This is a genomic window from Aestuariivirga sp. (assembly GCF_047600585.1).
GTDB lineage: Bacteria > Pseudomonadota > Alphaproteobacteria > Rhizobiales > Aestuariivirgaceae > Aestuariivirga.
Genome location: NZ_JASGKP010000001.1, coordinates 1,114,960 through 1,140,770, shown reverse-complemented (window position 1 = coordinate 1,140,770; position 25,811 = coordinate 1,114,960). Strand labels below are relative to the sequence as shown.

Below are 25,811 nucleotides of genomic sequence, written 5' to 3'. Positions count from 1 at the left end.
CGATCTGCGTTCTTCAACGCCGGGGACGATGGTAAGTCGCATGCCAAACTTTGACAAGCCGCAAACTGCAAGACGCGCCGCATCGGCGCTAGCGAACTTATTGTGATATAAGGGGAATTACTGTCCAGTCCAGGCGGCGTCACGCCAACCAGTGACTCACCGCGTCGTAGATCAGCTTCACGGAGACGAGGAAGAGTGCCGTCTCCACCGCGCGGAAGAAGATGCGTTCGGGGAGGATCTTGGTGAGGCGGAAGCCGGCCCAGGCACCGAACAGCGCCACGGGCAGAAGCCAGGCGCAGGTCTCGAGGCTCTGCAGGTTGATCTGCCCCAGCATCCAGTAGGGCGGCAGCTTCAGCGCATTGACGAAGGTGAAGGTGATCGTCGCCGTGCCGGCATAGACCATCTTCTCCAGCCGCTGCGGCAGCACATACATCTGGAAGGGCGTGCCGCCGGCATGAGCGACGAAGCTGACGAAGCCGCAGATCGTGCCCCAGAAAAGTCCGCGTGGAACATCGGCCGGCTTCGGCTCCACCACGGTGCGGCGGCTCTTGAGGACGAGGTCGATGGTGTACCAGATGCCGATGAGGCCGACCATGAGCTTCACCAGCTCGTCGCTGTTGTAGCGCGCCGTCGCCCAGCCGATGCAGATGCCGATCGTGGAGGCGAAGGTCATGATCTTGATGTTCCAGACATCATAGTTCTTGCGGTAGAGCCAGAGGCCGTACCAGTCGCTGATGCAGTAGAGCGGCAGCAGAAGGCCCGCCGCAACAACGGGCGAGATCACCTGCGAGAGCAGCGGCACGGCAAGAATGCCCACGCCCGGCACGCCGCCCTTGGAGGCGCCCACGAGAAAGGTGGCGAGGATCGCAAGACCCCAGAAGAGAAGATCGGCCGTCGGCATGGGCTCAGTCGGTTTCGGGTCCGAGTGCGATGCTGGCGTAAGGCACCTTGAGGAAGTCCGCGAGGCATTCGACGACGAAGTTGTGGTCGTCGCGCTGCGGCACGCCGGAGACGGTGACGCAACCGATCACCACGGGACCGATGCGGATGGGAAAGCCGCCGCCTGCTGGCGCGAAGTCGATCGGGTTGATGCCGCGCGTCTGGTCGAAGGCCTTGCCGGACTTCCTGTGCTCGAGACCCACGCGGTAGGAAGCGGCCTCGAAGCGGTAGACGGAGTTGACCTTGCGGCGCACCCAGTCGGCGTTCTCGGCGGTGGAGCCCGGGAGCGCGGTGTAGAACAGCGGGCGGATGCCGGTGCGGATGTCGATGACGAAGGGAATCCTGCCCGCCAGCGCCTTCTCGCGCATGGCGCTGCCCAGGGCCCAGGCCTGGGCCTCGTCGAAGGCGGAGAAACGCAGGCGCTCTTCCTGCAATTTGATTTGCGCAATATCGCTGTCGATGGACATGGTTCCGACTCCCGTGGGAAACGGGTTAAACCATGCCTGAGAGAGAGCTGAAAGACCCGAAGGACCGCTTCATGCGCAAGGCATACATGTTCACCGCAACCATCCTCGCGGCGGCCGCCCTCGCCGTCCCTGCCCTGGCGGCGGACTGCATGGGCAAGAACGCCCGCTACACGATCGACGGGGCCGACCCCGGCTTCAGCCTGGTGCTGACGCCCCGGCCGGAGCCGCTCGCCTGGAGCGACCTCGACGTGGTGCTGAACACGCCCAAACAGAAGTACCGCTTCAGCCTCACGGCTTCGAACGGTTACAGCTACAATTATGCCGTGCAGGAGGAACCCGTGGTCTCGGCCGAGCAGACGGACGCGGGAAGTGACGACAACCTGCGCATCTATTTCTTCGATAGCGACATGAACATCCAGGACCTGCCGCAGGCCGGACAGCCTGCGCCCGATGCGATCTTCCTGCCCGACTTCGGCGGCACGCTCTGGTACGACACCGAGCCCCGGCAGTACCTGCCCATAGGAATGTGGCGCCTGCAGGGGTGTGATCCCTGAGGCGCCACGAAAGGCTGTGTCGCTGAGGCGCGGCTTTAGACCGGCGGGCCCTTGCGGCTGAGAAGCTTCTGGCCGATGTCGACCAGCGAGGCCGCCACCTTCTCCATGTCTTCGGCGCGCTCGTCCTCGATCTCGGCACGCCATTGGGCGATGCGCTGTTCGAGGCTGTCGAGGGAGGCGCTCTGCGCCTTCTCGAAGAGAACGCGGGATTCGTTGCGCGTGGTCTGCAACGTGCTGGAGAGCTCGCGGACCGAGCGCTGCAGCTCGTCGTCGGTTTCCTGCAGGCTTTCGCGCAGCGTCGAGGACAGGATCTTGACCTTGACGTCGAACTCGTCGCGGAGCTTGCCCACGGCTTCCTCGAAGGCAAGGCGCGTGGCCGCCTTCTCGGCTTCCGCCTGCTGCACCAGCGTGTCGATGCGGTTGCTCAGCGTATCGTACTTGGCGCGCAGGTCAGCGGTTTCGGCTGACACGTCGTCGAGACCGGCTTCGATCTCGGCGAACTTGCCGCGATTGAACGTATCCTGCTCGTCGAGAATGTCGAGAAGCTCCTCGAAGCGGGCTTCCGACAGGCGCTGATGCGGCCCGACGAGAAGATCACGAAGCTGCGAGAGCACCTGCTCGCCGCCCTTCGAAATGGTGAGTGTGTCGCGCAAGGCTTCCTTGACGCGATTGCCGCGGGAGGCATTTGACTGCTTCTTGGGGCCACGGGGTGGGAATGACAACACGTCCGGCTGGCTCATCTTTTTGTTCCTCGCAAGGGTAGTCCCTCAAAAACAGAGCGAGGCCCCGCACCGGGTCCTACTACTCAACAAACTTAATGCCGCCGCACGTCCCGACTATGAGGCGAACCGGAGTTGGGCGGAAGCAGAAGATTAAGAGAAGGTTAACGCCGCCCGCTCAAGTTTCCCCAATCGGTTAATGAAAGCCAAACGCCAGAATGGGGCAGCAGTGTGGTGCTGCAGCGCAGCATCGCGATTCATTTGGCGCCTCAGGCAGCCATAGATGGTTGTCCGTCAAAGCTTTTCCGGGCTTCGCGTATGGCGTCATGATGGGTCCCTGCCCACTCCGCCAGGGTTGCAAGCTGGCCCTGCAGCGACTGGCCCATGGGGGTGAGTCGGTACTCCACCTGCGGCGGCGTCGCCGGGATCACGCGCCTCGAAATGAAGCCGTCGCGCTGCAGGTGGCGCAGGGTTTCGGTGAGCATGCGTTGGGAAATATCCCCTATTTCCCGGCGTAAAACGCCGAAACGGCGTGGCCCGTCCTTAAGCGACAGAAGGATGAGCGAGCTCCATTTGTCCCCCACCCGGTCGAGCACATCGCGGATCGGACAGGCGGCATTGAGCTCCGCCGACTGGCGGTTGCGGGGCGTGGCGACGGGGCTCGCGGGCATCGGGGGTGGTTCCTTCCGTGTAACCAGGGGTGGCAAAACTGCCGTCTTGCGCGCGTCCTGAATTTCTTTATCTGAGACCTACTCTCAAAAAGAGACTAACTCAAGAAAAAGATGAATCAGGAGATTTCCATGCTTCTTGTCACCGGCGCTTCGGGCCAGTTCGGCCAGGCCACCCTCACCCACCTCCTCACCACGCTGAAGGTGCCCGCCAACCAGATCATCGCCGTGACCCGTTCACCGGCCAAGCTTGCGGACCTCGCAGCCAAGGGCGTCACCGTGCGTGCCGGCGACTTCGACAACGAGGCAGGCCTCGTCACGGCCTTCAAGGGGGCGACCCGCCTGCTCATCATCTCGACCGATGATCTCACCCAGCCGGGCAAGCGCCAGGCACAGCATGAAACCGCCGTGCGCGCCGCCAAGGCCGCAGGCGTGGAGCACGTGGTCTACACCTCGCTGCAGAAGGCCGACACCTCGACCGTCTCCTTCGCGCCGGAGCACGTGGGCACCGAGAACGCCGTGAAGGCGGCGGGCTTCAAGGGCTACACCCTGCTCCGCAACGGCTGGTACTTCGAGAACCAGCTGTACGGCCTGCCGCACGCGCTGAAGAGCGGCACGCACTACTCGGCTGCGGGCAACGGCAAGATTGCGCACATCGCGCGCGATGATCTCGCCCGTGCCGCCGCCGCAGCGCTGGCAAGCGGCAAGGCCGAGAAGGCTGTCTATACGCTTACAGGTGCTGCCGAATACACGATCGACGAGGTCGCGGCGCTGGTGAGCAAGGCGGTGGCGAAGCCGCTCGCCGTGGTGCAGGTGCCGGTCGCAGGAACTCGTTCAGGGCCTGATGGGTGCGGGCTTCCCGGAAGTCCTCGCCAAGGTTTTCGCCTCCTTCGACGACAACATCAGCAAGGGCGGACTCTCGGGCGTGACCGGCGACTACAAGGCGCTGACCGGTGTTGCGCCCCGCAGCTTCGAAGACTGGCTGAAGGCGAACGTGGCTGCCTTCACGGCGTGAGGGTTTCGTTCCGAACCCTGCGCAAACCCAACAACCGTCATTCCGGACGCGCGCCTCGATCGAGCGAAGCGAGATGTCGCGCGCGAGCCGGAATCCAGCTTCTGTCGGTGACACAAGAAGAAGCTGGGCCCCCGCTTTCGCGGGGGTGACGACTGGAGATGGAGAAAAAAATTTCAGATCCCGCCCTTGAACGTCATATCTTAAGATATATCTTATGACATGTCGTAACGAGAAAGGATCTCCTGCAATGACATACACCACTGGCCCCGAAACCGCTTCAGAAAAGCCTTGGGGATATGGCCGCAACCGGCCGGACTACAATGATTATTTCGCCTGGGCAAAGACCCCCGGCTTCAACCCGATGAAGGCCGCCGCGGTGGTCGCGGGCTTCGCCGTCTTCCCGCCGCTGGGTGCGGCCGCGCTCGTCTACTTCCTCTGGAAGAGCCGGCGGAGCGCCTGGGGCGGACCGGCCTACGCCATGGCCGGCGGCCCGCCTGACGGGGGCACGCAGCATCGCGGCTGCGGCTGGCGCGGACGCCATCACCACATGCGCGGCCGCCGCTGGACCGGCAACGCCGCCTTCGACCAGCACCAGGCCGAGGCGATCGAGAAGCTGCGAGCCGAGCGGGAAGCCTTTTGGGCCTTCCGCGCCGAAGAGCGCCGCAAGCGGGACCAGCAGGCCTACGATGCCTTCCGGGCGCAGCAGGCCGCAAGCGAAAGCAAGCCGGGCGAAACAAACTCCGGCGAGACCCAGTGAGGCCGAAGCACTGGCATCACGCTGACGAAGCAGATAGCCTGCGCCGCGCAAGCGGCGCAGGTCTTTGCCGCTGGAAGACGGACGGGATGAAGGACAAGAGCAAGGCAGGCTGCGGGCCGAGATGGGGCTGGTCGCGTCACCGCGAAGGTGGCGGCGGAGCCCCATGGGGTGGCGCACCCTGGTCGCGCTTCTCGCCCTTCATGCAAGGTGGCGGACCGCGGAGCCCGCGCATGTTCGGCCAGGGCGACCTTCGCCTGCTGCTGCTGGCACTCATCGCCGACAAGCCCTCGCACGGCTACGATCTCATCCGCACCATCGAAGCGCGCTTCAACGGCAGCTACGCGCCGAGTGCGGGCACGATCTATCCCACACTCACGCTGCTCGAGGAGCAGGAACTGATCGCCGCGGTGCCCGATGGCGGCGCCAAGAAAACCTATGAGGCAACGCCCAAGGGCCGCGTCCATCTCGAGGAGAATGCCGAAGCGGTGGATGCCCTGATGCGGCGGATCGAGATCATGGCGGAAGGCGGATCGGGCGGACCGCCCTCGCCCGCCATCATGCATGCCTTCCACACGCTGCGCGCAGCCGTGATGAGCCGCGCCGGCCTCGGCAAGGAAGAGCGCGAACGCATCCGCGAGATCATCGAACGCGCCGCCCGGGAGATCATGGGCGGGAAGTGAGGGGGAGCGGTGCGCAACACTCCCCAACCTCCGTCATTCCGGACGCGCGCCTTGATCGAGCGCAGCGAGATGTCGCGCGCGAGCCGGAATCCAGCTTTGGTGGATTGAAGGAAAGCTGGGCCCCCGCCTTCGCGGGGGTGACGGGTTGAGAGCGCCCACCCTTCGAGGCCGCTCTGCGGCACCTCAGGGTGAGGAGGCAAAGCCACCCTCATGCTGAGGTGCATTGCGCAGCAATGCCTCGAAGCATGATGACCAAATGACACAAACAAAAAAGGCCGCTCCGGAGAGCGGCCTTGATGCATTGAATGCGTGGCGAACTAGTTCCGCGTCTTGTCGACCAGCTTGTTCTTGGCGATCCACGGCATCATGGCGCGGAGCTTCTCGCCGACCTGTTCGATCTGGTGGCCGTCGTTGACGCGGCGGATGCCCTTGAAGCGGGCCGCACCCGACTTCCATTCCTGCATCCACTCGGAGGTGAACTTGCCGGTCTGGATGTCCTTGAGCACCTTCTTCATCTCGGCCTTGGTGGCGTCGGTGATGATGCGCGGGCCCGTGACGTATTCGCCCCACTCGGCGGTGTTGGAGATCGAGTAGTTCATGTTGGCGATGCCGCCCTCATAGATGAGGTCGACGATGAGCTTCACCTCGTGCAGGCACTCGAAGTAGGCCATCTCGGGGGCGTAGCCCGCCTCGACCAGCGTCTCGAAGCCGGCGCGGATCAGCTCGACGAGGCCGCCGCAGAGCACGACCTGCTCGCCGAAGAGATCGGTTTCGCATTCTTCCTTGAAGGTGGTCTCGATGATGCCGGAGCGGCCGCCGCCCACGCCGCAGGCGTAGGAGAGCGCCACGTCATGGGCATTGCCCGAGGCGTCGTTGTGGATGGCGATGAGGCAGGGCACGCCGCCGCCCTTCTGGTATTCGCCGCGCACGGTGTGGCCGGGGCCCTTCGGCGCGATCATGATCACGTCGACCGACTTCTTCGGCTCGATCAGGTTGAAGTGCACGTTGAGGCCGTGGGCGAAGGCAATCGCCGCACCGTCACGGATGTTGGGGGCGATGTCCTTGTTGTAGATGTCGGCCTGGAGTTCGTCCGGGGTCGCCATCATCATCACGTCGGCCCACTTGGCAGCGTCGGCGACGGTCATCACCTTGAGGCCGTCGGCTTCCACCTTCTTGGCGGTGGGCGAGCCGGCCTTGAGACCGACCGCCAGTTCCTTGGCGCCCGAGTCCTTCAGGTTCAGCGCATGGGCGCGGCCCTGGGAACCATAGCCGATGATGGCCACCTTCTTGCCCTTGATCAGGTTCACATCCGCATCGCGGTCGTAATAAACGCGCATATTCCCACTACCTTTTTGTTGGATTATTTCGCCCCGCGCCTTAGCGGGGCGACGGCCCCAAATCAAGCGGACAAAACGCAGGGCTGTGGCCCCGCCCCGCCCCCTCCTCCTGGCGGGAACCCGGATGAAGGTCATGTCATTTGTGCCTCCCGGCGGGCCATGCCAGATTACGGGACATGGGTCCCACCGCGGGCCAGCAAACGGAGGTGACGGGATTTGCAGCGCTCCCCCCTGACGGCAGCGGACGGCTGGCTCCTGCCCCCGGCCTTCGCCGTGATCTACGGCATCACCTACTGGACATCCGACGTTTTCCGCCTCGCCGAGACCGGCTCCACCCCCTGGAACCCGGAAGCGGGCCTGGCGCTGGCCGCCCTCTATGTGGCGGGCTGGCGGGCCCTGCCGCTGCTGGCCGCCGTGCATTTCGCCTGCCTCGCCATCTGGGCCCCCTTCTCCACCCCCTTCTGGACCGTGACCATCGCCGCCGGACACATGCTGGCCCTTGCGGTGGTGATCCTGAGCGGGCGGGAGAACTTCGCAGGGCTCGCCGTGCCAGGCAGCAGTGCGGCCGCCCGCTTCGTCTTCGGGGCCACCGCCGCAACCGCGGCCTCCGCCCTCATCCAGATGCTGATCGCCATTCCCGGCACCGACTGGTCGTTCAACAAGATCCTGCGCTTCGGCATGACCGTCTCGGTCGGCAACATGGTGGGGATCGTCACGGTGTTTCCGCTGCTCATCTACTTCCCGGGCTTCAGCAACATCCGCACTTTCCTCGCCCATGCCCGGTGGGGCGGCCTCGTGCTGCTGGTGCTGCTCATCGCCACCTGCTTTGCCGTCTTCGGCATCGAGACGCTGGACCAGTTCAAGTTCTTCTATCTCGTCTTCGTGCCGGTGGTGGCCTTCGCGCTGCGCGACGGCATGACGGGGGCGGTGCTCGCCGCCCTGATTGCGAGCGGCGCCATGATCCTCTTCCTCGGGCTTCGCGACTACAACGCGGGCTCGGTGGCGCAATTGCAGATGCTGATGATCGTGCTTTCGATCACGGGGCTCGTGCTGGGCGCGGCGATCGACGAGCGGCAGCGCTTCTACCTCGACAGCGTGGCCTACCTGACGCGGCTCCGCGACAGCGAGGATGCGCTGATGCGGGCCTCGCGGGTTTCGCTGGCCAGCGAGATGGTGGCGGCGGTGTCGCATGAACTGGCGCAGCCGCTCTCGGCGGCGCGCAGCCACGTGCGGGCCCTGAAGCGCAGGCTTGAGCAGCCGCGCCACGACCGCCGCAAGGACGTGGCCGACATCGATGCGGCGGTGGTGCAGATCGATTCCGCCGCGTCCACGATCCGCAACATGCGCGAGTTCCTGCGCCGGGGCGAAACCGACAAGGCCGTCCTTGACCTCGAGCATCTGGTGCGCACTGCGACCGATCTCGTGGGTCCCGAACTGCGCCGCGCCAGCATCAAGCTCGGGATCGAGGGGCTCGCGGGCCTTCCGCCGGTGCTTGCGAACCGCACGCAGATCGCGCAGGTCATCCTCAACCTCGTGCGCAATGGCCGCGATGCCATCGTGGAAGCAGGAAAGCGTGACGGGATGATCCGCATCAGCGCGGCGCAAGCGCGGCCGGGCTTCGCCGAAATCCGTGTCACCGACACAGGCCCCGGTGTTCCCGCCGAGATCGAGCGCAACCTCTTTGCGCCGTTGCAATCGACGAAGCCGGAAGGACTGGGGCTCGGTCTCTCGCTCTGCAAGTCGATCATCACCGCCCATGGCGGCGAACTCTGGCACGACACCACCTCGCGCGAGGGCACGCGCTTCTGCTTTACGTTGCCCCTCGCCCGTGCCCACGCGAAAGGAGCCGACACCGCATGATCCGCAAGCGGCCGCACATCTTCATCGTCGACGACGAGGAGCGCATCTGCACCTCGCTGACCTCGATCCTGACGACCTACGGCTACGAGGCCAGCGCCTATGACAGTGTGGAGGCCCTGCTCAAGGCGCTCGCCGCCGCACGGCCGGACCTGATCCTGCTCGACGTGCGGATGCCGGGCGTGGACGGGCTCGAGGCACAAAAGCTGCTGGCGGCGCGGGAGGATTCGCCTCCGGTCATCATCATGTCGGGACATGGCGACATCGCCATGGCGGTGGCGGCGGTCAAGGCGGGCGCGCACGACTTCATCGAGAAGCCCATCGATGACGAGAAGCTGGCCGCTTCCATCGCCCAGGCGCTGGCACAGGATGCGGGCAAGTCCGGGCTTGCCGAACGGCTGGCGAAGCTCAGCCCGCGCGAGCGCTCGGTCGCGGCCCTCGTGGTGAAGGGCTATTCGACCATTGCGATTGCGGGCGAACTGGGGATCAGCAACCGCACCGTCGATCACCACCGGGCGAGCATCCTCGCCAAGATGGAGGCGACTTCGCTGCCGCAATTGATCAGCCTGCTGATGGATGCGGGCCTGCACAAAAAGTGATGTTCCGGAGAGTGGTGGAGCCATGCGCCCGGCGGGGGGGCGGGCAGGAAGGCGCATGGCTCCGGGGGCTGCTGTGTTGTGTCGTACTTCCGTCGGGAGAAGTGTGCAGCCTCCCGAACTTAGGCGCCCCCCGTCATCTCTCAATAGGCAACGCCACCCATGGGTAGCGGTGCCTATGGCAGGCTTTGCACGGCGGAGGCAGAGTCGCAGGCGTGAATCGCGAGAGGACCATCGCCAGATGAACCAGGGTGCCGCCCCGTTGCCCGAACAGGCCGAAACGCTGCTCACCGTTGGCGTGAACGGCAACACGATGCTGCCGCTTTACCGGCATGGCGACATTCTCCTGGTCGCCCGGGACGCGCCCGTGAAATTCGGAGACCGCGTCGTCGTGGAAAGCAAGGCCTCGGGGCTCTTGGGCGGCACCCTTGTTCATCATGGCAAGGACAAGACCGTGCTCAACCGCGGCGGCCATCCCAATCGCGAAATCACCCTGCAGTCGGAAGACTTGAGCTTTCTTGGACGCATCGTCTGGGCCAGCCAATAGGGAGGAAACAACAGTGGCGCTGCGTCTCTCTGGGAGGTGAGGCGCAACCCACGACCGAGGGATGGCCACCCCGCAGCGGCCATCCCTCTTTTTTTGTGTGGTCCGATGCAAATGAAACGTCATTCCATCCAAGCGGCACACCAGTGCCGCGCGAGATGGAACCCAGCTTTTGGATGATGAACAAGGAAGCGGGGTTCCATGTCTCGCGACGCAGAGCGTCGCTCGCATGGAATGACGAGGGAAGAGTAACGCGAGAACGTTGTTTACCCGTCATCCCCGCGAAGGCGGAGGTGACGATCCTAAACTGAAACCACACTCCCATCCCGTCATTCCGGACGCGCGCCTTGATCGAGCGACAGCGAGATGTCGCGCGCGAGCCGGAATCCAGCTTCGGTGGATCACAATTGCGGACGAAGAAGCTGGGCCCCCGCCTTCGCGAGGGTGACGGAAATAGTCAGAGCGCCCCGCTCACCCTTTCTTCAGCTTCGACCAGATGCGGTTCAGTTCCGCTTCCACGTCGGCCGAGAGCGGCGGCTGGATCGACAGCTTGCTCATCGTCTCGCGCGGCGGATAAAGCGCCGGATCATCCAGCAGTTTCGCCTCCAGCAAGGGCCCAGCGGCCCACACCGTGTTGGCATAGTTCAGCGCCTTGGTGCCGGCCGCAGCAACTTCCGGCTTCAGGAAGTAGTCGATGAGGGCGTGGGCGGCGTCCTGGTTCTTGGCGTTCTTCGGAATGACGAAGAGCTGGAACCACAATTCGCTGCCTTCCTTCGGCACGGCATAGACGATGGTGCCGGTCTGGCGCGCCTTCGCCTCCTCGCGCGCCGTCAGCACGTCGCCCGAGAAGCCGATGCTGGCGCAATACTTGCCGTTGGCAAGGCCATCGACATATTGCGCCTTGGGCACCACCTGCACGTAATCCTTGATCTGTGTGAGTGCCTGATCGACCGCTTCAAGATCGGTGATGCCGACGTTGCGGAAATCGCCGCCCACGTAGCTCACGATCGAGGGGATCACGTCGATGGGCTCGTCGACCATGGCGATGCCGCAGCTGGCGAGCGTGGACGCGTATTTCGGATCAAGCACCAGCGCCATGCTGTTGAGCGGTGCATCGGGCACGAGGCCCGTCACGCGTTCCTTGTTCACGCCAAGGCCGATCGTGCCCCAGAGATAGGGAATGGAGTGCTCGTTCAGCGGATCGAGCGACTCCGTGTAGATCTGCGAGGCGGTGTCGAGGCGAAGCGTGTTGGGGATCTTCAGGCGGTCGATCTTGGTGACCGCATCGGGCTTCTCCAGCACCTGGCGCATTTCCGCACCCGCCTGCACCATGAGGTCGTACGTTGCGGAGCCCTGCATCAGCAGTTCCTTGGTCTCGGACTGGTTGACATAGGTGTCCTGGATCACCCGCATGTTGGTGGCCTGCTCGAAGCCCTGCAGCGCGGCGGGATCGACGACACCCTCAGCCGAGAGAATGCGCAAGGTGGCTGCCGGCGTCTTCGTGCCAAAGGCGGCAGCACGCAAAATGTTGTGAAGCATGGTGGGGGTGAGAAGGCCCGTGACCTTGATGCCGTTCTCGGCCTGGAAGCCTTCCACGGCGGCAAGCGTGGCGGGGCCGAAGATGCCGTCCACGGGGCCCGGCGCGCCACCCAGTTGCTTCAGCGCATCCTGGGCACGGCGGACATCGTCACGCCCGACCATGATCTGCTGGCCCGGAGCGGAGCCCGTGGACCAGCCCTCCTTGATCCACACAGCGCCGAAGAGCGAGCGCAGCAGTTGTTCGGGATTGGGGCCCGTGCCCTGCCAGCCCACGGCGGCAAGGTGATTGGCAATGGCGCCCACCGTCGCTGCATCGAGCGTGCGGTTGGGATTGCCCTGCGGCAGATAGCCGAGGCGCGTCAGCAGGCGCTGCACGGTGGCCAGTTCCTGCGGCGTGATGTTGGCGATGCTGGCGAGCGAGGTGCCGTTCAGGTCCTCCGCCTGGGACCGGCCGGGGATGATGCCCTGGGCCGAAAGCGGCAGCGTTGCTGCCGCGAGCGATAACGCGAGTGTCGCCACACCGGCAAAAAGTCGGACGCGTGTCATGTTTTGGTCTCCGCTGATAGAAGAAAGGTCAGGTGCAGTTGAAAGTGCCTCGGATTGAGGGTGCTTCAGGGCAGCGTGCGCGCCACCCGGAAGCCGATCGATTTCGAAGCGCGGGTTGCCACTTCGAAGCCACGCGGCGGCGTTGCCGAGAGCGCCGCACGGCTTGACCACGACCCGCCGCGCAACAGGCGCTTGCGGCAGTCACGCTCGCTGTCCTTGACGCGGAAGGTGAAGCCCGGAGTCCAGCAGTCCGACACCCACTCCCAGACGTTGCCGCGCATGTCGTGCAGGCCGAGCGCATTCGGCTTGAACGAACCGGCGGGCGCCGTTGTGGGGAAGCCATCGGCGCAGGAGGCTTCCTGCGGGCTGGTGGCCTGGGCCGAGACGTAGTTGCCGGACTGGCAGATGGTCTGGCTGTCGATGAGCGGAACGCCGCTCGCCGGGATGACGCCGCCGCCCTCCTCCGCGAAGTCCCACTCGGTGCCGGTGGGCAGGCGGTAGGTGGCGCCCGTCACGCTGGAAAGCCAGGCGATGTACTGCTGCACGGCATCGTCGTGCGAGACGTTGATGACGGGCCTCGTATTGCGACCCCATCCGGCGTCGTCAGGCTGCGCGCTGCAACCGCCACCCGCCATGCAGCGGGCCCAGTCGTCGAAGGTCACTTCGAAGCGGCCGATGGCATAGGGCTTGAGCGGTTCGGCGCCGGCCGGAATCTTGGCCCGTCCGATCTGCTCGGGCGGCAGGCCTTGCGGCGGCAGCACCACCACGAGGTCTGGGCAGTTCTCGCAATCGCGGAAGACCTGGCCCTGCACGAGTTGCGCACCACTCGACGGCTTGACGACGGGAGCAGCCGTTTCACTTGCAGGCGCGGCCATGGCGACCTGCTGCTCCTGCGCGGGTGCTGCGGCCTGCGGTGCCGGTGCCGGTGCGGGAGCCGCGGTGTCGGCAATCGCTTCGGGCTGGGCCGGTGTGGTGACGGTCACCACCTTGGTCTGCGTCTGCGCCGATCCTGCTGTCAGCACGCCATCAGGCGTGACCACGGGCGGCGACGGATACTGGAAGCTCTCGGTTGTGATCTTCGGCACGAACTTCGGCTGCGGCGGTGCGGCCGCAGCAACCGGCTGTGGCGGCGGCTGCGTCTGAGGCTGGGGCGGCGCAGCGGCGGCGATGGTTTCGTTGGGCTCCGGTACGGCGGCAGGCGCAAGCACGGGCTCCGGCTGTGTCTGCGGCTCGGGCGAGGCTTCGGCAACAACAGGTGCCGGTGCTGGCGTTTCAGCCGGCGGCGGATCAAGCGTGATGGCAGAGGTATCCGGCTCCACCTCGGGCGTCGCGGTGGAGGCTGCAACGGCAGAGGGTGCAGGCGCAGCCACGGGCTCCGGGGCCGGAGGCGGAACCGCCGCCGGTGTTTCAGCGACGACTGTCGCAGCAGCTGCGGGCTTGGGTGGCGGGGCCACTGCAGCAGCAGGCGCCGTTGCCTGCGGCAACAGCACCGGAGATTCTTCCGTCGTCGTTTTCGCGACAGGTGCTGAAGGCGGCGGTGGCGGTGTCGCATCCGCTGTCTGCACCTGCTTCGCTGCCGGCTGTTGCTTGAAGAACGAGGCGACGTGATCGAAATCCTGAGCGATGAGGAAGGCCGTGCCGCCCGCGATGCCGAGCATCAGGGAGAAGGCAATCATGCCGGTGCGCACACGTTTGCGCTTGGCGCGGCGGGCCTGAAGCCTGGTCAATTTCGGAGGAGGAGAATCCGGGACGACGCCAAAGCGCGATTTGAAGTCGTGAACTTTCGGGTTCTGTCCGGGGTTCTGTTTCTGTGTAGGCGAAGGCGTCATATAGCACACTCACTACGCCGCGTTGCTGCCGCGCCGTGTACAAACGTGATTGTGCCGTCCCGGGGTGAACTCTCGGTCACATTGCGGCACAAGTGTGACGCAACGATCGCCGGGACACCTAAGGTAGAGCGCGAGGCTTAAGGAACGGTGAAAAAATTATTTCGAAACTGTGGCATTCCACAGGAGTCTCGCAGCGAGCGTGCCCAGAAAAACGCCAGTGATGCGATCGATCCATGTCTTGGCGCGAAGATAAAAGGCGCGCACGGGCCCCGCACCGAAGAAGAGAGCGACCACTGAATACCATCACACCTCGTTGAAGGTGAAGATGACAAGCAGCGCAATCAGCAGCCAAAGCGGCGGATTAGCCGGCAGCATGGCGAAGAAGATCGAGCCGAAGAAGACCGCCACTTTCGGGTTGCCGAGCTGAACAAGAATACCCTTGGTGTAAGGGCTTCCACCTTCTTCAAGGTTGCCGAGTTCGAGGGGCACGCGGGCATGAACAAAAATCTGGTAGGCTATCCACAACAAAAACAGGGCACCGGCAATTTTCATCGCCATGAACAGCGCCGGCATGGCGTGGAAGAGCGCGTTGAAGCCGAAGATCGCCGCCCCCGCCCAGACGATCGTGCCGGTGCCGAGGCCGAGCGCCACCTTCACGCCGTCGCGGCGTGAGCGCGCCACCGCCGTGCGCGCGGTGATGAGGAAGGACGGCCCCGGCGAGATCACCGCGAGGAGTTGCACGAAGCCGATCGAGGCCAGGGTGAAGAGGTCGTTGCTGCTGATGGTCATGGTGGCGGCTCTTTGCCACGACGGGGGTGGCGGTGCCAATGTTTCGATGCGCAACGTGGGAGGGCGTAAGCGCGGGTGTGCCCCTCACCCCCGCTTCGCGGACCCTCTCCCCGGAGGGGCGAGGGCGATAATCATCCGAAGCCCGAACAAAGTCGCCTTCTCCCGCTGGCGGGAGAAGGTGCCCGAAGGGCGGATGAGGGTGGAGTGTGCGCTCGATCAAGGCGCGCGTCCGGAATGACGGGAGTCGGGTGTGCGTGATCTTCTTGCGCCCTCCTCCGCCGGTGATAACGTCGCCGAAAACAAGAACCACCGGGAGGACCGATGACACCTGAAGAGCGGATCAAGGAGTTGGGCCTTGTGCTGCCGCCGCCCGCTGCGGCGGTGGCGAACTACGTGCCCTGGGCCGTGACCGGCAACCTCGTCATGACCTCCGGCAACCTGCCCTGGCGCGACGGAAAGCTGGCCTATGTCGGCCGGATCGGCCGCGAACTGTCGGGCGACGAGGGTTATCTCTCCTGCCAGCTCTCCTGCCTCAACGCGATTGCACAGCTGCGCGATGCGCTGGGATCGCTCTCCAAGGTGAAGCGCGTCATCCGCCTCGAGGGCACCATGTGGGTGGACGAAAGCTTCAAGGAGCACCCCAAGTGCCTGAACGGGGCCTCCGACCTCATCAACACCGTCTTCGGCGAGCGTGGCCGCCACACCCGGATGATCTACACCAATCCGGTGATGCCGCTCGACTGCACTTCGCTTGTCGTCCTCTATGCGGAGGCCGAGACATGAGTGGTCAGACCCGCGCGGCGGAACTTGCCCGCGCCCTGGGCGAGGGACACGGCATGGTGGGCCAACGCCTGCTCTCGGAAACGGATGCGGTGCGCGTCTGGCGGATCGAACTGGCGCCCGGCGAGCGCGTCGGCTTCCACACCCACGTGCTCAACTATTTCTGGACGGCAACGAGCGCCGGGCGTTCGCGCTCCACCTATGCCGACGGACGCAGCGTCGACACCGAGTATGCCCTCGGCACCACCCGGCACTACAGCTTCGGCAAGGGCGAGAAGATGGTGCACGACCTCGAGAACATCGGCAGCACGGTGCTGAGCTTCACGACGGTGGAACTGAAGATCGGCAGCGCCAACGCACCGCTTCCCCTGCCGGTGACGGCGGAGGATAGGTGATGACGTTTTTGGAGCCGTCACCCCCGCGAAGGCGGGGGCCCAGCTTCTTCTTTTGCACCTGACATCAGCCGAAGCTGGATTCCGGCTCGCGCCCGACATCTCGCTGCGCTCGATCAAGGCGCGCGTCCGGAATGACGGATGAGAGAGTCGGAATTTAATTTCCGTCACCCCCGCGAAGGCGGGGGCCCAGCTTCTTCTTTTGCACCTGACATCAGCCGAAGCTGGATTCCGGCTCGCGCGCGACATCTCGCTGCGCTCGATCAAGGCGCGCGTCCGGAATGACGGGGAGAGATCAGGCAATCGCCTTGCGGAAGAGGCGCACGGTTTCGCCCATGCCCATCATCAGCGCATCCGCCGTGATGGCGTGGCCGATTGAGACTTCCGCAAGATTGGGAAGTGCTGCCACAAGCCGCGGCAGGTTCTCGCGGGTGAGATCGTGTCCCGCGTTGAGGCCCACGCCCGCCTGCTCCGCCGCCTTGCCGGTTGCGACGACCTTGTCGAACTCGCGCTGCATGAGGGCGGGATCGAAGGCGCCGCCATAGGGGCCCGTATAGATCTCGACGCGGTCGGCGCCCACGGCTTTTGCCTTGGCGGGCGCCGCCGGATCAGGATCGACGAACAGCGAGACACGAAACTTCGACCGGTGCAGCCGCGCGATGATGTCCTTCAGGCGCGCGCCGTCCTTGGCAAAATCCCAGCCATGGTCGGAGGTGGACTGCGAGGGATCATCCGGCACCAGTGTCACCTGGTCCGGCTTCTCCACTTCGACAAGCTGCAGGAAGCGCTCGTCCGGATAGCCCTCGATGTTGAACTCGCGGCCCGGCCAGTCCTTGCGCAACATGGTAACGAGTGCCGTCACGTCGGTGCGACGGATGTGGCGCTCGTCGGGGCGCGGGTGAACCGTGATGCCATGGGCGCCCGCGTCCAGCGCCACGCGCGACAGCTCCTCCAGCGACGGCCACGGCAGGTCGCGGCGGTTGCGCAGATAGGCGATGGCATTGACGTTCACGGACAACTGGCAGGGCAAGGGACTTCTCCTTCTGCCCGACCCATAGATAGAAAGCGGACGGGCAGGAAATGCCGGATGGCGATTTTTTTGCCAGACCACTTGCTGCGCGCCCGCCACCCGCCCACCACCCGCGTGGGGCGCATTTTCCCGTGGAGCGCCACCCGGAATTGCTTCCGGCGCAGCAAGCGGCGGGAGTATTGAGGTCGCGCCGGGGGCGTTGCAGTCGGAGGGAACCATGCAACGTTTGGATCGAAACTACATCTTGTTGGGGCTTGTCTGGGTGATCGCAGGCATGGTCTTCGGCACCTGGCTGGGCGCCAGCAATCACATGAATTACGGGAATTCGCACGCCCACATGAATCTCCTGGGCTTCGTTGCATCGGTGCTCTTCGGCCTGTTGCATCACGCCTACCCCACATTGCGGAATTCGAAACTCGCCGTGGCGCAGTTCGCCGTTTACGAGGTGGGCGTCCTGCTGCTCATCATCGGCAAGATCCTGGTGGATGGCGGACAGGAAACGCTGTTCCTGCAGGTGGGCGCACTCGTCACCATCCTGGGCGCGCTGATGATGCTGATCCTCTTCGCCAAGGATTCGCCGAAGCTGGCCTGAGTCACGCGCACAAGACACTTGCATCATCCGCTCCCCGTCACGAAATTGACGGGGAGTTTTTCTATGCCGCATGCGTCACAGGAGGCCCTCATGAAGTTCCGCAGCATTCTCGTCGCCACCCTTGCAGCCGCCGCACTTGCGGCACCTGCCCTTGCCGAACCGGTGAAGATCACGCTTCTTGGCGTGGGCGACGTCTACAACTTCGAAGGCGGCAAGACGCGGGGCGGCCTCGCCCGCCTCAATGCCGTGGCCCGCGCCGAACGCGCCGCCAATCCCAACACGCTTTATCTGTTCGACGGCGACATGCTCTCGCCCTCCCTGCTCTCCGGCCTCGACAAAGGGAGCAACATGATCGAGCTCACCAACGTAGTGCCCTTTGATCTTGCCGTGCCCGGCAACCATGAATTCGACTTCGGGCCCGAGGTCTTCGCCAAGGCGATGACGCAATCGAAATATCCCTGGGCCGCGATCAACATCACGCAAGGCAACGGCAAGCCCCTGCCCGGCCTCGGTGGCATGATGATGAAGGAGATCGCAGGCGTGAAGCTCGCCCTCATTCCGGTGGCGCAGGATACCTCGCCGCAGGTGGCGTCAACCGGCGACCTGAAGTTCGGGCCCACGGCGGAGAGCGCCATCACCGCAGCGAAACAGGCCCGCAAGGATGGCGCCGACATCGTGGTGGGCGTGGTGCAGGCGCCGCACTCGGACGACCAGAAGATGCTCGCCTCCAAGGCCTTCGACGTGATCCTCTCGGGCGACGATCATGACCTCGTGGTGCAGTACAACGGCATCACGGCCTATGTGGATACTTCGACGGAAGCGAACTATCTCGTACCCGTCGACCTCACCGTGAATGTGCAGGAGAAGGACGGCAAGCGCAGCGTGACGTGGGAACCGAACTTCCGTTTCATCGACACCGCGAGCGTCACGCCTGATCCGGAGACCATGAAGCTCGTCGACCAGTTCAAGGCCGAACTCGACAAGGAACTGAACGTGGTGATCGGCAAGACCGAGGGCCCGCTCGATTCACGCCGCAATGTGGTGCGCACCCAGGAGGCGGCGATCGGCAACCTCATCGCCGATGCCATGCGGGATGCGGTGGGCGCCGACATCGCCATCACCAACGGCGGCGGCATCCGCGCCGACAAGGAATATGTGGCGGGCAGCAACATCACCCGCAAGGATGTGTTGAGCGAATTGCCCTTCGGCAACGTCACGGTGATGACCGAGGTGACGGGCCAGCAGGTGTGGGATGCGCTGGAGAACGGCTTCTCCAAGATCGAGAATGGCGCGGGCCGCTTTCCGCAGGTGGCCGGAATGAAGGTGGTGGCCGATCCGTCGAAGCCGGCGGGCTCGCGCGTGGTTTCTGTCGACGTGGCGGGGAAGCCGCTTGACCTGAAGGCCAGCTACAAGCTCGCCACCAACGACTACATGCTCACGGGCGGCGACGGCTACACGGCGCTCGCCGGCGGCAAGGTGCTGGTCGACGCCCGCGGCGGCAAGCTCATCGCCAATGACGTGATGGTGCTGGTGAAGAAACTCGGCACGGTGACGGCCAAGGTCGAGGGGCGGATCGTGCTGAAGTGAGGTCCAGGCGGCCTTTTCCTCTTCGTCACGGCCCACGCATGTGGGCCGCGAGTCTTTGATCACAGCGTTCTGCCGCCGGAGCTTGCAGCAAAGTCTCATCCTCCACATGCGTGGAGGATGACGGGAGCAAAATGAACCGTCACGGCCCACGCATGTGGGCCGCGAGTCTTTGAACACAGCGTTCTGCCGCCGGAGCGTGCAGCAAAGACTCATCCTCCACATGCGTTTGGGATGACGGGTGGAGTGAATATCGGAGACGCAAATTTGACCATTACGGCAACTTGGCTTGGCATAATGGCATGCGGATCGAGAAGCAGCCTGCCGTCTATATCATGTCGGACCGGAAACATGGGGTACCGTATATCGGCGTCACGAGCGCACTGTGGACACGGGTAAGCGAACACAAAAGCGGAACTTTGGCTGGATTCACGTCGCAACATGGACTGCACCGGCTCGTCTGGTACGAGCATCACCATACCATGCAGTCTGCCATCCACCGGGAAAAGCAATTGAAGAAGTGGAAGAGGCGCTGGAAGCTTGAGATGATCGACCGGTTCAATCCCGAGTGGCGGGACCTGCACGAGGAGATCGACGCGCTGAGGACACTGGTGCCGGTAGGGGTTTGATAAACACCGTCACGGCCCACGCATGTGGGCCGCGAGTTTTTGATCACCGCATTCCAACGTAGGAACATGTCGCAAAGTCTCATCCTCCACATGCGTGGAGGATGACGGGACCAAAATGAACAGCCGTAACTAAAATGAACCGTCACGGCCCACGCATGTGGGCCGCGAGTTTTTGATCACCGCGCTCCAACGCCGGAACATGTGGCAATGTCTCATCCTCCACATGCGTTAGGGATGACGATTGAATGCCTACCCCTTCATCGCCTCGGGGCCGCGGAGGATGGCGGCGACGCCGGTGCGGGAGACTTCCACCAAACCGAGCGGCACCATCAGCGAGATGAACTGGTCCACCTTGTCGGGCTTGCCCGTCAGTTCGAAGACGAACGAGTCGGTGGAGGCATCGACGACGCGAGCGCGGAAGGCATCCGCCAAGCGCAAGGCCTCGACGCGCTTGTCACCCTTCCCCGCCACCTTCACCATGGCGAGTTCACGCGCCAGGTAATTCCCCGATACGGTGAGATCGGCAACCGAATGCACCGGCACCATGCGCTCCAACTGGTTCTTGATCTGGGCGATGACCGACGGCGTGCCGGTGGTCACGATCGTGAAGCGCGAGACATGCTTCTCGTGCTCCGTCTCCGAGACGGTGAGCGAGTCGATGTTGTAGCCGCGGCCCGCAAAGAGGCCGATGATGCGGGCGAGGACGCCCGGCTGGTTCTCGGCGATGACGGCGAGCGTATGGGCCTCCGCCTCCTGCTTCTTCTCTTCGAGGAAGTAGGCGGAGCCCGTGCCGGTAAGGTGTGCTGCGTTCATGATCTCTCTCCTTACACCAGCTGCTTGCCCTTGGAGTCGATCACGTTGCCGACCTCCTCGTCCTTGATCTCGGAGCCGAGGATCATCTCGTTATGGGCCTTGCCCGAGGGGATCATCGGGAAGCAGTTGGCGAGATTGGCCACGCGGCAATCGAACAGCACCGGACCCTTGACGGCGATCATCTCCTTGATCGCGTCATCGAGATCGGCGGGCTTGTCGCAGCGGATGCCGGTTCCGCCATAGGCCTCGGCCAGCTTCACGAAGTCAGGCAGCGAGTCCATGTAGCTTTCCGACAGGCGGTTGCCGTGCAGCAGCTGCTGCCACTGGCGCACCATGCCCATGTACTGGTTGTTGAGGATGAAGACCTTGATCGGCAGGCGGTGCTGGATGGCGGTGCTCATCTCTTGCATGTTCATCAGGACCGAGGCGTCGCCCGCGATGCAGATGCAGAGCGACTTTGGATGCGCCGCCTGCATGCCCACGGCCGCCGGCAGGCCATAGCCCATGGTGCCGAGGCCGCCGGAGGTCATCCAGCGGTTCGGTTCCTCGAACTTGTAGAACTGTGCGGCCCACATCTGGTGCTGGCCCACCTCGGTGGAGATGTAGCAGTCCTTGTCCTTGGTCAGCTCATAGAGGCGTTCGATCGCATACTGCGGCATGATCACGTCGCGGTTCGGCGTGTACTTGAGGCAGTCCACCGCCTTCCACGTCTTGATCTTCGCCTTCCAGTCGGCCAACGCCTTGGCATCGATCTTCAGCGAGCGCGACTTCCACAGGCGGATCATGTCTTCCAGCGCATGGGCCACGTCGCCGATCACCGGAATGTCGACCTTCACCGTCTTGTTGATGGACGACGGATCGATGTCGATGTGGATCTTCTTCGAGCCCGGCGAGAAGGCATCGAGGCGGCCGGTGATGCGGTCGTCAAAGCGGGCGCCAACGTTGATCATCACGTCACAGCCGTGCATGGCCATGTTGGCTTCGTAGGTGCCGTGCATGCCGAGCATGCCCAGCCACTCCGGGCCGGACGCCGGATAGGCGCCGAGGCCCATCAGCGTGGAGGTGATCGGAATGCCGGTCATGGCAACGAATTCACGCAGCAGCTTGGAGGCCGTGGGGCCGGAGTTGATGACGCCGCCGCCCGTATAGAGGATCGGCCGCTTCGCCGTGGCGATCAATTCGATGGCGGCGCGGATGGCGTTCTGGTCCGGCTTCACGCGCGGCACATAGGTCTTGGCCGTGATGCCCTGCGGACCCACGTACTTGCCCTTGGCGAACTGCACGTCCTTCGGAATGTCGACCACCACCGGGCCGGGGCGGCCGGTGCGCGCCACGTAGAAGGCCTCGTGGATGGTGCGGGCGAGGTCGTTCACGTCCTTCACCAGCCAGTTGTGCTTGGTGCAGGGCCGCGTGATGCCCACCGTGTCGCATTCCTGGAAGGCGTCGTTGCCGATGAGATGGGTCGGCACCTGGCCCGTGAGGCAGACCATGGGGATCGAGTCCATCAGGGCGTCGGTGAGGCCGGTCACGCAGTTGGTGGCGCCGGGGCCGGAGGTGGCCAGCACCACGCCCACCTTGCCGGTGGAGCGGGCATAGCCTTCGGCGGCGTGGGTTGCGCCCTGCTCGTGGCGCACCAGCACGTGCTTCACCTTCTGTTGCTGGAAGAATTCGTCGTAGATCGGCAGGACCGCGCCCCCCGGATATCCGAACACCGTCGTCACGCCCTGGTCTGCGAGCGCCTTGAGCACGATCTCCGCGCCCGTCATCAATTCACCGTTTGGGGTTCCAGCCATCTTGTCCTCACTTGTCGTCCAGCGTCTCTAAAGCAATTTTTCCAATAAAAAAGGCCCCCTGTGGGAGCCTGTTTACCGCGCAGCACCGAAACTCCGGCAGGGTTAACCCTGCCCGGCGCCACGCGGTCCTACGACGAGAATGATCTTCTTCATGGGCCGGGCTTGTAGGCGCTGGGGGTTCCGAGGTCAAGGGGTGGGGATGGGATGGACTTTTTGACACCCACCCTCATCCGCCCTTCGGGCACCTTCTCCCGCCAGCGGGAGAAGGCGAATAAGTTTAGCCCTCTCGCCTCCGGGGAGAGGGTCCGCGGAACGCGGGGGTGAGGGGCATGAGTTCACTCCCCCGCCATCGCCTTCGTCAGGCTGCCGGTCACGGGATAGAGCGGGATCAGGCAGGCCTGCAGCGCGTGATAGATGTCCGGCTTGCCGGTGAAGAAGCCGCGCTGCGGCTTGAGATCATCGCCCAGTTCCGGGTGCCAGCCGCCGTGCTTGTGATCGATCAGGTGCATGGCCGAGAAGCCCCAGATGCGGCGGTACCAATCCTCGAAGAACGGATCCTCATTGTGCGCGGCAAGCCAGTGGGCGGCACCGATACCCTCCGTCGCCGGCCACCACAGCTTCTGGCGGAGGCGCGGTGAGTTGTCCCAGTTGATCGTATAGTAGAAGCCACCCTTCTCGTGATCCCAGCCCAGCGTGACGCTGTTGCGGAAAAGCTTCTCGGCGGCCTCCGGCAGCCAGGCGAGGCGCTTGCCGCCTGAGACCCAGAGCTGCAACAGCAGCCGCGCCCATTCCAGCCAGTGGCCCGGCGTGGAACCCGACGGCCGGAAGATGTCCGAGCCGCGATAGTCGTTGTCGACGGCCCACGCCCCATCGAAATGCTCGGCGACGCGATAGCCAAGGGCTGCAGCATGCTTGCCGATGATGAAGGAAGCGATGCTCTCGGCCTTGCGCAGATACTCGCCCTCCCCCGTCGCTTCGAAGGCGGCCATCAGCGCCTCGGTCAGATGCATGTTGGAATTCTGGCCGCGATAGTCCGAGATCTTCGACCAGTCGCGGCCGTACTCCTCCGAGGTGACGCCGGGGTTCGCTTCCCAGAACTTCGTCTCGAGAATTTCCGTCACGTCGGCCAGAACCTTGTCGGCGAGCGGATGGCCGACGCACTTGGCGCTGGACGCCGCCAGCAGCACGAAGGCATGGCCATAGGCCTGCTTGGTGTCGTCGCGCGGACCCGCATCATCCAGCGACCACATGTAACCGCCGTGCTTCGAGTCGCGATGGCCGCGCCAGATGTACTCCATGCCGTGATCGACCATGGCGGCAGCACCGGGCCGTCCGAGCAGATGGCCAAGCGCCATGCAGTGCACCATGCGGGTGGTGGCATGAAGCTGGCGCAGGTCGCCGATGGGGCGGCCGTCATCATAGAGGTCGAAGAAGCCGCCATTCGGGTTGAGGCTGGTGTAGTGGAAGAAATCGAACAGGCTGTCGGCCTGCTTCATCAGCCATTGCCGGTGGGTGGGGGATGTGCGCCAGGGGGTCATGCCGTGATCTCGCTTCTGTTGGTCTCGGTTGTCCAGTGTTTCATCTGTCCGCGCCACCAGGTGGTCTGGCGCTTGATGTAGTGCCGCGTGGCGGTCTTGGCGTCGGTCACGGCCTGAGCGAGTGAAATCTCGCCGCGCAGATGCGCCTGCAATTCCGGAACGCCGATCGCCTTCATCACAGGCTTCATGGGATCGAGCGGCGGCAGGGCCGCCACCTCTTCAAGCGCGCCCGCCGCCATCATGGCGTCGAAGCGCTGCTCGGCGCGCCCGTAAAGCACCTCGCGCGGCACATCCACATAGTGCCGTTCCACGTTGATCTGATTCAGGAAAGCGTTGCGCTCCCCCTCCTCCTGCCAGCGGGCAAGCGAGACACCGGTCGAATCGATCACCTCGAGTGCGCGGATGATGCGCTGCCGGTCAAAGGCGGGAAGGCGGGCCGCCATCACCGTGTCGCGCTTCAGCAGTTCGGCATGGAGATCGCCCTTGAAGCTCCGCCAATGCTCGCGGATCTCCACGGCAATGGGCGGCACTTCCGAGAGCCCCTTCTCCAGCGCCATGAAATAAAGGCCGGTGCCGCCCACCACGATGGGCAACTTTTCCTGCCGCCAGGTGGTCTCGATCGCAAGAATGGCGTCGGCCAGCCAATGGGCGACGGAGAAATCCTCCTCGCCGCCCACATGGCCATAAAGGCGGTGCGGAACGAGCGCCTCCTCCTCCGCCGAGGGCCTCGCCGAGAGAATGCGCAGCTCCCGGTAGACTTGCATCGAATCGGCGTTGATGATGACGCCGTTCCGGGTGCGGGCCAGTTTCATGGCCAGCGCCGACTTGCCGCTGGCGGTGGGGCCTGCAATAAGCAGCGCGGATTTTGAAAGGGTCTGGCGCATCGATGGATTCCGTCCTTGTTCTTATGGCAGCGCCGGGGTCGGGCGCAATCACGACGGAGGTGGTGGACGCCATTCGAGATCACGGCGGCGGCGCGCCGCACTGGCTGTCGCCCGGTGAAGCCCTTGAAGTGGAAGCCTTCGAACGCCTGCCGGAGTTCCTCGTCGAACTGCGCAAGCATCCTGTGGATGCAGCGACCGTCTCCATCCACAACCGCCGCAAGCGGCTGCTGGTGGCGGACATGGACTCGACCATGATCCACCAGGAATGCATCGATGAGCTCGGCATTGCCGCTGGCGTGGGCGAGCGCATTGCCGCCATCACCGCGAAGGCGATGCGCGGCGAACTCGATTTCGAAGGTGCCCTCACCGAGCGTGTGGGCCTGCTCAAGGGCTTGCCCGCCTCCATCATCGAGACACTCATTGCCACCCGCATCACCTTCATGCCGGGCGGCAAGACGCTGCTCGCCACCATGAAGGGGAATGGCGCCTATACCGCCCTCATCTCCGGCGGCTTCACCGCTTTCACATCCCATGTGGCGGCGTCACTCGGCTTCGACGAACACCGGGCCAACACACTCATCATCGAGAACGGCACGCTGGCCGGGACGGTCGCTCGCCCCATCCTCGGCCAGAAGGCCAAGGTCGAAGGCCTGAAGGAGCTGGCCGCGAAGCACGGGCTCGACTCCGCCGATGCCATTGCGGTGGGCGACGGCGCCAATGATCTCGCCATGCTCTCTGAAGCCGGAATCGGTGTCGCCCTTCATGCCAAGCCACACGTCCAGGAGAGCAGTCTCGTGCGTATCAATCACGCCGACCTGACCGCGCTCCTCTATCTCCAAGGCTACAAGCGTTCGCAGTTCGTGCACAGTTCATGAACTCGGCGCAATCTTTGCGCCGGAAGCGTGGCGGCGCAGCGCGAACGCTCCTCAATTGCGGCGCC

At 64.3% G+C, this 25,811-nt stretch carries 26 protein-coding genes; 13 read left to right on the top strand and 13 right to left on the bottom strand.

Annotation, left to right across the window (positions count from 1 at the left end; all coding sequences use genetic code 11):
- Positions 1 to 139: 139 nt before the first annotated feature.
- Positions 140 to 901: a sulfite exporter TauE/SafE family protein gene (locus tag QM801_RS05420; RefSeq protein ID WP_415018193.1), complete on the bottom strand. Its 762-nt coding sequence runs from the start codon at positions 899 to 901 to the stop codon at positions 140 to 142.
- Positions 902 to 905: 4 nt separating this feature from the next.
- Positions 906 to 1,406 (bottom strand): heme-degrading domain-containing protein, encoded by a 501-nt coding sequence (locus QM801_RS05415; protein WP_415018192.1) that lies wholly within the window; start codon positions 1,404 to 1,406, stop codon positions 906 to 908.
- Between the two features lie 32 nt (positions 1,407 to 1,438).
- On the opposite strand from QM801_RS05415, the gene QM801_RS05410 reads away from it, so the two are divergent.
- Positions 1,439 to 1,960, top strand: a complete 522-nt coding sequence (locus tag QM801_RS05410) for a hypothetical protein (protein ID WP_415018191.1) — start codon at positions 1,439 to 1,441, stop codon at positions 1,958 to 1,960.
- A 35-nt stretch (positions 1,961 to 1,995) separates the two neighbouring features.
- Here QM801_RS05410 and QM801_RS05405 read toward each other — a convergent pair whose 3' ends face one another.
- Positions 1,996 to 2,700 (bottom strand): hypothetical protein, encoded by a 705-nt coding sequence (locus QM801_RS05405; protein WP_415018190.1) that lies wholly within the window; start codon positions 2,698 to 2,700, stop codon positions 1,996 to 1,998.
- 248 nt (positions 2,701 to 2,948) lie between these two features.
- Complete coding sequence (locus QM801_RS05400) at positions 2,949 to 3,350, bottom strand: winged helix-turn-helix transcriptional regulator (RefSeq protein ID WP_415018189.1); 402 nt, start codon at positions 3,348 to 3,350, stop codon at positions 2,949 to 2,951.
- A gap of 129 nt (positions 3,351 to 3,479) precedes the next feature.
- On the opposite strand from QM801_RS05400, the gene QM801_RS05395 reads away from it, so the two are divergent.
- From QM801_RS05395 to QM801_RS05385, 3 genes are all read left to right on the top strand, one after another.
- Positions 3,480 to 4,511: an NmrA family NAD(P)-binding protein gene (locus QM801_RS05395; RefSeq protein WP_415018188.1), complete on the top strand. Its 1,032-nt coding sequence runs from the start codon at positions 3,480 to 3,482 to the stop codon at positions 4,509 to 4,511.
- Positions 4,512 to 4,609: 98 nt separating this feature from the next.
- Entirely contained in the window at positions 4,610 to 5,119 is a 510-nt protein-coding gene (locus tag QM801_RS05390; RefSeq protein ID WP_415018187.1) for a DUF2852 domain-containing protein, read from the top strand.
- 86 nt (positions 5,120 to 5,205) lie between these two features.
- Positions 5,206 to 5,799, top strand: coding sequence for a PadR family transcriptional regulator (locus tag QM801_RS05385; RefSeq protein WP_415018186.1), 594 nt, complete (start codon positions 5,206 to 5,208; stop codon positions 5,797 to 5,799).
- 317 nt (positions 5,800 to 6,116) lie between these two features.
- Here the strand turns inward: QM801_RS05385 and ilvC are convergent, their stop codons facing one another.
- Positions 6,117 to 7,136: a ketol-acid reductoisomerase gene (gene ilvC, locus QM801_RS05380; RefSeq protein ID WP_415018185.1), complete on the bottom strand. Its 1,020-nt coding sequence runs from the start codon at positions 7,134 to 7,136 to the stop codon at positions 6,117 to 6,119.
- A gap of 216 nt (positions 7,137 to 7,352) precedes the next feature.
- On the opposite strand from ilvC, the gene QM801_RS05375 reads away from it, so the two are divergent.
- From QM801_RS05375 to QM801_RS05365, 3 genes are all read left to right on the top strand, one after another.
- Positions 7,353 to 8,996, top strand: coding sequence for an ATP-binding protein (locus tag QM801_RS05375; protein WP_415018184.1), 1,644 nt, complete (start codon positions 7,353 to 7,355; stop codon positions 8,994 to 8,996).
- On the top strand, positions 8,993 to 9,592 hold the full coding sequence (locus QM801_RS05370; protein ID WP_415018183.1) for a response regulator transcription factor: 600 nt from the start codon (positions 8,993 to 8,995) through the stop codon (positions 9,590 to 9,592). The genes QM801_RS05375 and QM801_RS05370 overlap by 4 nt, the downstream gene beginning before the upstream one ends.
- A 238-nt stretch (positions 9,593 to 9,830) precedes the next feature.
- Positions 9,831 to 10,136: a S24 family peptidase gene (locus QM801_RS05365; protein ID WP_415018182.1), complete on the top strand. Its 306-nt coding sequence runs from the start codon at positions 9,831 to 9,833 to the stop codon at positions 10,134 to 10,136.
- Between the two features lie 468 nt (positions 10,137 to 10,604).
- Here QM801_RS05365 and QM801_RS05360 read toward each other — a convergent pair whose 3' ends face one another.
- From QM801_RS05360 to QM801_RS05350, 3 genes are all read right to left on the bottom strand, one after another.
- The gene (locus tag QM801_RS05360; RefSeq protein ID WP_415018181.1) at positions 10,605 to 12,218 is read right to left on the bottom strand and encodes an extracellular solute-binding protein; all 1,614 of its coding nucleotides are present in this window, start codon (positions 12,216 to 12,218) and stop codon (positions 10,605 to 10,607) included.
- Between the two features lie 65 nt (positions 12,219 to 12,283).
- Positions 12,284 to 13,945 (bottom strand): formylglycine-generating enzyme family protein, encoded by a 1,662-nt coding sequence (locus QM801_RS05355; RefSeq protein ID WP_415018180.1) that lies wholly within the window; start codon positions 13,943 to 13,945, stop codon positions 12,284 to 12,286.
- A gap of 405 nt (positions 13,946 to 14,350) precedes the next feature.
- On the bottom strand, positions 14,351 to 14,836 hold the full coding sequence (locus QM801_RS05350) for a LysE family translocator (protein ID WP_415018179.1): 486 nt from the start codon (positions 14,834 to 14,836) through the stop codon (positions 14,351 to 14,353).
- Positions 14,837 to 15,157: 321 nt separating this feature from the next.
- Here QM801_RS05350 and QM801_RS05345 point away from each other — a divergent pair, with 321 nt between their 5' ends.
- Both QM801_RS05345 and QM801_RS05340 read left to right on the top strand, forming a co-directional pair.
- Complete coding sequence (locus tag QM801_RS05345; protein WP_415018178.1) at positions 15,158 to 15,619, top strand: RidA family protein; 462 nt, start codon at positions 15,158 to 15,160, stop codon at positions 15,617 to 15,619.
- Entirely contained in the window at positions 15,616 to 16,011 is a 396-nt protein-coding gene (locus tag QM801_RS05340; protein WP_415018177.1) for a hypothetical protein, read from the top strand. The genes QM801_RS05345 and QM801_RS05340 overlap by 4 nt, the downstream gene beginning before the upstream one ends.
- 292 nt (positions 16,012 to 16,303) lie before the next feature.
- Here the strand turns inward: QM801_RS05340 and QM801_RS05335 are convergent, their stop codons facing one another.
- Positions 16,304 to 17,038, bottom strand: coding sequence for a pyridoxine 5'-phosphate synthase (locus QM801_RS05335; protein ID WP_415018176.1), 735 nt, complete (start codon positions 17,036 to 17,038; stop codon positions 16,304 to 16,306).
- A gap of 217 nt (positions 17,039 to 17,255) precedes the next feature.
- Between QM801_RS05335 and QM801_RS05330 the strand changes: the two genes are divergently transcribed.
- From QM801_RS05330 to QM801_RS05320, 3 genes are all read left to right on the top strand, one after another.
- Positions 17,256 to 17,630 (top strand): hypothetical protein, encoded by a 375-nt coding sequence (locus QM801_RS05330; RefSeq protein WP_415018175.1) that lies wholly within the window; start codon positions 17,256 to 17,258, stop codon positions 17,628 to 17,630.
- A 90-nt stretch (positions 17,631 to 17,720) separates the two neighbouring features.
- Positions 17,721 to 19,217, top strand: coding sequence for a bifunctional metallophosphatase/5'-nucleotidase (locus QM801_RS05325; RefSeq protein WP_415018174.1), 1,497 nt, complete (start codon positions 17,721 to 17,723; stop codon positions 19,215 to 19,217).
- Between the two features lie 299 nt (positions 19,218 to 19,516).
- The gene (locus QM801_RS05320; protein ID WP_415018173.1) at positions 19,517 to 19,843 is read left to right on the top strand and encodes a GIY-YIG nuclease family protein; all 327 of its coding nucleotides are present in this window, start codon (positions 19,517 to 19,519) and stop codon (positions 19,841 to 19,843) included.
- Positions 19,844 to 20,092: 249 nt separating this feature from the next.
- Here QM801_RS05320 and ilvN read toward each other — a convergent pair whose 3' ends face one another.
- From ilvN to miaA, 4 genes are all read right to left on the bottom strand, one after another.
- The gene (gene ilvN / locus QM801_RS05315; RefSeq protein ID WP_415018172.1) at positions 20,093 to 20,656 is read right to left on the bottom strand and encodes an acetolactate synthase small subunit; all 564 of its coding nucleotides are present in this window, start codon (positions 20,654 to 20,656) and stop codon (positions 20,093 to 20,095) included.
- An 11-nt stretch (positions 20,657 to 20,667) separates the two neighbouring features.
- Positions 20,668 to 22,422 carry an acetolactate synthase 3 large subunit gene (locus QM801_RS05310; RefSeq protein ID WP_415020895.1) on the bottom strand — a complete coding sequence of 585 codons (1,755 nt, stop codon included), beginning with the start codon at positions 22,420 to 22,422 and terminating at the stop codon, positions 20,668 to 20,670.
- 362 nt (positions 22,423 to 22,784) lie between these two features.
- Complete coding sequence (locus QM801_RS05305; protein ID WP_415018171.1) at positions 22,785 to 23,987, bottom strand: AGE family epimerase/isomerase; 1,203 nt, start codon at positions 23,985 to 23,987, stop codon at positions 22,785 to 22,787.
- On the bottom strand, positions 23,984 to 24,871 hold the full coding sequence (miaA, locus tag QM801_RS05300) for a tRNA (adenosine(37)-N6)-dimethylallyltransferase MiaA (protein WP_415018170.1): 888 nt from the start codon (positions 24,869 to 24,871) through the stop codon (positions 23,984 to 23,986). Before miaA ends, QM801_RS05305 begins: the two co-directional genes overlap by 4 nt.
- Positions 24,872 to 24,873: 2 nt before the next feature.
- Here miaA and serB point away from each other — a divergent pair, with 2 nt between their 5' ends.
- Positions 24,874 to 25,746 (top strand): phosphoserine phosphatase SerB, encoded by an 873-nt coding sequence (serB, locus tag QM801_RS05295; RefSeq protein WP_415018169.1) that lies wholly within the window; start codon positions 24,874 to 24,876, stop codon positions 25,744 to 25,746.
- Positions 25,747 to 25,811 lie beyond the last annotated feature (65 nt).

What these genes read in the sequence shown, in the direction of transcription:
- QM801_RS05420 (WP_415018193.1), bottom strand. Translation starts at nt 901, where the DNA reads ATGCCGACGGCCGATCTTCTCTTCTGGGGTCTTGCGATCCTCGCCACC.
- QM801_RS05415 (WP_415018192.1), bottom strand. Translation starts at nt 1,406, where the DNA reads ATGTCCATCGACAGCGATATTGCGCAAATCAAATTGCAGGAAGAGCGC.
- QM801_RS05410 (WP_415018191.1), top strand. Translation starts at nt 1,439, where the DNA reads ATGCCTGAGAGAGAGCTGAAAGACCCGAAGGACCGCTTCATGCGCAAG.
- QM801_RS05405 (WP_415018190.1), bottom strand. Translation starts at nt 2,700, where the DNA reads ATGAGCCAGCCGGACGTGTTGTCATTCCCACCCCGTGGCCCCAAGAAG.
- QM801_RS05400 (WP_415018189.1), bottom strand. Translation starts at nt 3,350, where the DNA reads ATGCCCGCGAGCCCCGTCGCCACGCCCCGCAACCGCCAGTCGGCGGAG.
- QM801_RS05395 (WP_415018188.1), top strand. Translation starts at nt 3,480, where the DNA reads ATGCTTCTTGTCACCGGCGCTTCGGGCCAGTTCGGCCAGGCCACCCTC.
- QM801_RS05390 (WP_415018187.1), top strand. Translation starts at nt 4,610, where the DNA reads ATGACATACACCACTGGCCCCGAAACCGCTTCAGAAAAGCCTTGGGGA.
- QM801_RS05385 (WP_415018186.1), top strand. Translation starts at nt 5,206, where the DNA reads ATGAAGGACAAGAGCAAGGCAGGCTGCGGGCCGAGATGGGGCTGGTCG.
- ilvC (WP_415018185.1), bottom strand. Translation starts at nt 7,136, where the DNA reads ATGCGCGTTTATTACGACCGCGATGCGGATGTGAACCTGATCAAGGGC.
- QM801_RS05370 (WP_415018183.1), top strand. Translation starts at nt 8,993, where the DNA reads ATGATCCGCAAGCGGCCGCACATCTTCATCGTCGACGACGAGGAGCGC.
- QM801_RS05365 (WP_415018182.1), top strand. Translation starts at nt 9,831, where the DNA reads ATGAACCAGGGTGCCGCCCCGTTGCCCGAACAGGCCGAAACGCTGCTC.
- QM801_RS05360 (WP_415018181.1), bottom strand. Translation starts at nt 12,218, where the DNA reads ATGACACGCGTCCGACTTTTTGCCGGTGTGGCGACACTCGCGTTATCG.
- QM801_RS05350 (WP_415018179.1), bottom strand. Translation starts at nt 14,836, where the DNA reads ATGACCATCAGCAGCAACGACCTCTTCACCCTGGCCTCGATCGGCTTC.
- QM801_RS05345 (WP_415018178.1), top strand. Translation starts at nt 15,158, where the DNA reads ATGACACCTGAAGAGCGGATCAAGGAGTTGGGCCTTGTGCTGCCGCCG.
- QM801_RS05340 (WP_415018177.1), top strand. Translation starts at nt 15,616, where the DNA reads ATGAGTGGTCAGACCCGCGCGGCGGAACTTGCCCGCGCCCTGGGCGAG.
- QM801_RS05330 (WP_415018175.1), top strand. Translation starts at nt 17,256, where the DNA reads ATGCAACGTTTGGATCGAAACTACATCTTGTTGGGGCTTGTCTGGGTG.
- QM801_RS05325 (WP_415018174.1), top strand. Translation starts at nt 17,721, where the DNA reads ATGAAGTTCCGCAGCATTCTCGTCGCCACCCTTGCAGCCGCCGCACTT.
- QM801_RS05320 (WP_415018173.1), top strand. Translation starts at nt 19,517, where the DNA reads ATGCGGATCGAGAAGCAGCCTGCCGTCTATATCATGTCGGACCGGAAA.
- ilvN (WP_415018172.1), bottom strand. Translation starts at nt 20,656, where the DNA reads ATGAACGCAGCACACCTTACCGGCACGGGCTCCGCCTACTTCCTCGAA.
- QM801_RS05310 (WP_415020895.1), bottom strand. Translation starts at nt 22,422, where the DNA reads ATGACGGGCGCGGAGATCGTGCTCAAGGCGCTCGCAGACCAGGGCGTG.
- QM801_RS05305 (WP_415018171.1), bottom strand. Translation starts at nt 23,987, where the DNA reads ATGACCCCCTGGCGCACATCCCCCACCCACCGGCAATGGCTGATGAAG.
- miaA (WP_415018170.1), bottom strand. Translation starts at nt 24,871, where the DNA reads ATGCGCCAGACCCTTTCAAAATCCGCGCTGCTTATTGCAGGCCCCACC.
- serB (WP_415018169.1), top strand. Translation starts at nt 24,874, where the DNA reads ATGGATTCCGTCCTTGTTCTTATGGCAGCGCCGGGGTCGGGCGCAATC.